Annotated in this window: 3 protein-coding genes; all 3 read right to left on the bottom strand. The window is 45.5% G+C overall.

What is annotated here, in order from left to right; all coding sequences use genetic code 11:
* Positions 1-89 precede the first annotated feature (89 nt).
* Entirely contained in the window at positions 90-356 is a 267-nt protein-coding gene (locus WCX19_RS14960) for a hypothetical protein (RefSeq protein ID WP_373009534.1), read from the bottom strand.
* Positions 356-2,650, bottom strand: a complete 2,295-nt coding sequence (locus WCX19_RS14955; RefSeq protein WP_373009532.1) for a portal protein — start codon at positions 2,648-2,650, stop codon at positions 356-358. The genes WCX19_RS14960 and WCX19_RS14955 overlap by 1 nt, the downstream gene beginning before the upstream one ends.
* Before the next feature lie 2 nt (positions 2,651-2,652).
* The coding region (locus tag WCX19_RS14950; RefSeq protein WP_373009530.1) for a hypothetical protein at positions 2,653-3,218 on the bottom strand (566 nt) is incomplete at its 5' end.

The raw sequence follows: 3,218 nt of genomic DNA, 5'->3' as shown, positions 1-3,218 counted from the left end.
TGGGTACTGATCTTGCTCACATATAGGCATACACTCAGCCTTTAGTTCCTCCTTTGACCTTTTCTTGTTCTTCATATCAACCATCTGGCTCATTTCTTGCCTCCTCTATTCTTAATTCTGGCCTGTAATAGCTCCATAAATACCTTCCCGTTGCCGTTTTCTATTGCTGATAGAGCATTGCGGCCTGCCTTTGCTGGAAGCCCCTTATGAGAGGTAGAAGCGAAGTCCTTGGCAGACTTGTCAGACATGTCGGATGCTGCCTTTTTGACTGCCGGAGGTGCACCCTTCCTGTCTCCCTGCTTATAATTGTGTACCATGGCCATGAATCGTTGTTGAGCGACACTTTTTGCTGGCACTATTCACCTCCGGTCGAATAATAATAATAACCATCCGGGCCTTGGGTAATGGTATTACCCAGACGTTCTCCCTCTTTCAATGTCATGTCAATCGTAGGATGTTTCATACCTTTCAATAACCGACCTGTACGGGGATCAATAGATGGCCAGTGCCCAGTATCGTCGGGATCAAGACCTGCCTCAATAGCCGTAAAATAGTCATACCCATCTCCTTGTGGGTCAAATCCAGACATATTATCATTGCTCACAATCTCACCATTCTGTTCTGGGACAAACACTTCTGGCCCCTCTTCACCTACTACATATGGTTCTGATCTCTCGACTGGTCCTCCCTCGGCTCTACCGGGTGTGATGTTGGTGAATTGCCGTACCTCTGTAGGTGGTCTGTATGCTGCCTTGTTGGTTATCAATATACCTTCCAACTTGGCCTTCTCCTGTGCCAGTCTAACCGTCTCCTGTTCTACCTTGATCTGTAACAGCTTCAAGTTGCCCTGTTGTTCAGCAATCTTGAGTGCCTGCATTGGATCAGGCTGCTCTTGATTGAGAGAAGGAGGCAGAGCACCGGGTGGTTGGGATGGAGGAGGTGTGCCATCACCATTTTCTTCTGCCTCCTTCAAGGCTTTAGCAATACGAATCTCAGGAGGTAATAGGAACTCAAGACGTTTTGCAACTTCCTCGGCTCGCGGCCAATCCATACTTTCTGCAAACAGATCACCAATAAGCGGCCCTGCTGCCGGGACATACTGAATAAACTCGTTCATACTCTGCCGGGCCTCGCTTCTTTGTGTAGCAAATGATGGCCCAACCTTGCACACTACATCATACTTGCCGATTGTCATGTCATTCAATATACTTCCACTTTTAGCCGGGACATTGATTGCCTCATTCCGAACATCACCGTTCATCAATCCAAGCCTGATGATGCGCTGAGTATCCAATATATGTGGGGAGACATCCACCAATACACGACCAAGGTGTTCCAATGATCGTGTTAGGTTGTCAATGAATGCAAATGTACCTACATCCCCCTCACGTTTCCTCTCCAGTATAGCCTTCCCAGATCGCTCATTACTCTGCATACCAAGTGAAGCCTTTTGCAGCCCCATTGTGTCCCGCATCTCCTGATCGTCTTGGGTAAACTTAGTTGTCATGGCAGTAGATACTTGTGGGGGTGTCTGTCGTTGTGGCCAGCCGGGGGCGTTTTGATCTGGATTGACAAGAAGATAAGCGTAGTTCCTGCGATTTGCTTCACGCCACTGACCTTCATGATTCTCAATCTGCTTTGGGGTTACGATATATGGGAATTTAGGGGCCAATGCAACAAGTTCTGTGTCGGAGCTTTGCCAATAATTGTACATCCGCTGTGGGTCTTTGCCATGTCGTATAAGGCTGCGTAATACTCTTTTACCACCAACATTTATCTCTTTACCCCATGCAGGTATGACTGGTATGTATTTCTTTCCAACCCACTCTTTTTGCTCTTTTACATCATTACCTGTGATAAGATACCACATAATCTTGTAACCATTCACAATCCTACTCTGTACTTCAGTATCACCTTCACGGAGTTGGTCAACTACACGACCATCACTAAGTAAGTATATTGTCTTCTTAACAGGCTCTTTAACAAAATATTCGGCAATACGTACCGTGTCTTTAGTACACCAACCTTCCACATATTGTGAATCGGCAGTGTTGAATGGCATTGCATCATCACCATACTTGTCCTTATACTCTTCACGCGGCATGTCAGTAATAATGAATACATACTGGGCATCGGAACAATCATAACGTGTATGTGGCCCCCACCAGACACTCAACGCATTGTCTATTTTATCAACCGATACATCCTGCTCAAACGAGTCGTCATCCGTATAATGTGTAACAACTCGGAATGCACCATATGCACAAACAACCGAGTGTTCAAATGCATGGTCAATAGCCACACTTCCTGACGACACGTTCATTACATTACGTATCCAGCCACCAAGTATTGCAGCACGATTCTTGTCACCCTTGTCATCCACTGGTAACACTTTAATCTCAGGTCTGTTTTGTCGTTGCTCCCCAACTACCTGATCTACAAATGCTGGCATCTTGTTAATCGTAATACACGGTCTGCCATTTGCCTCACGTTCATTTTTAATATCTTTGGGCCACTGACAGTTATCCAAGTTGGCAAAGAACTCTAAGTCATCCAATGCCATCTTCCTATTCTCATCATCTGCTTCCATTGCTGCTTTAAGCCTGTCCCGTGCAGTAGCCAGTAACTTGTCTTTCTTGTCTTTTGTCATACTCACACTCCCATATAACTGTTATGATTATTGCTACCGAATCCCCGATTGTCACGATGTTTCTCTGGAATAATTATTGTCTTTACTTGGTATCCTTGGGCAAACGTGCGAAACGAATCCGCGCCGTTGCAGGCCCAATTGTGGAGTGGTTTCTTGGACAATACTTGATTGTCTTCATCAAATTCAGCGCGATACGACTCCAAGCAGAGTATGCCACGAGCACAGTGAGGCTCATCAAAGTAACACCGATGGAGAATATTGCGGCCAGCCTCGATAGCATTCAGGACAGACTGTGTATCCTTAGCCTTCGCTACGGTCAGGATGGGCTTTATGCCAAGGTTTTCTGCTGTTTCTCGAAGTGTCAGGGCCACATCAGTACTCCCATGGAGTGATCGCTTCTCTACATCGTGCGGCATATAATGATCCCCATAAGCATATGGTTTGTCTTTAAGGATTTTAGCATAATGAACCATACCCATACCAACATTCTCATAATAGTCAATGAAATAGAACCCCATACCAATCTGCTGCATGAACCATATAGATGTAGAATCGTTTACTCCCAAGT

The organism is Methanoregula sp. (assembly GCF_041663825.1).
Taxonomy (GTDB): domain Archaea; phylum Halobacteriota; class Methanomicrobia; order Methanomicrobiales; family Methanospirillaceae; genus Methanoregula.
This window is presented reverse-complemented; position numbering and strand designations above follow the sequence as displayed.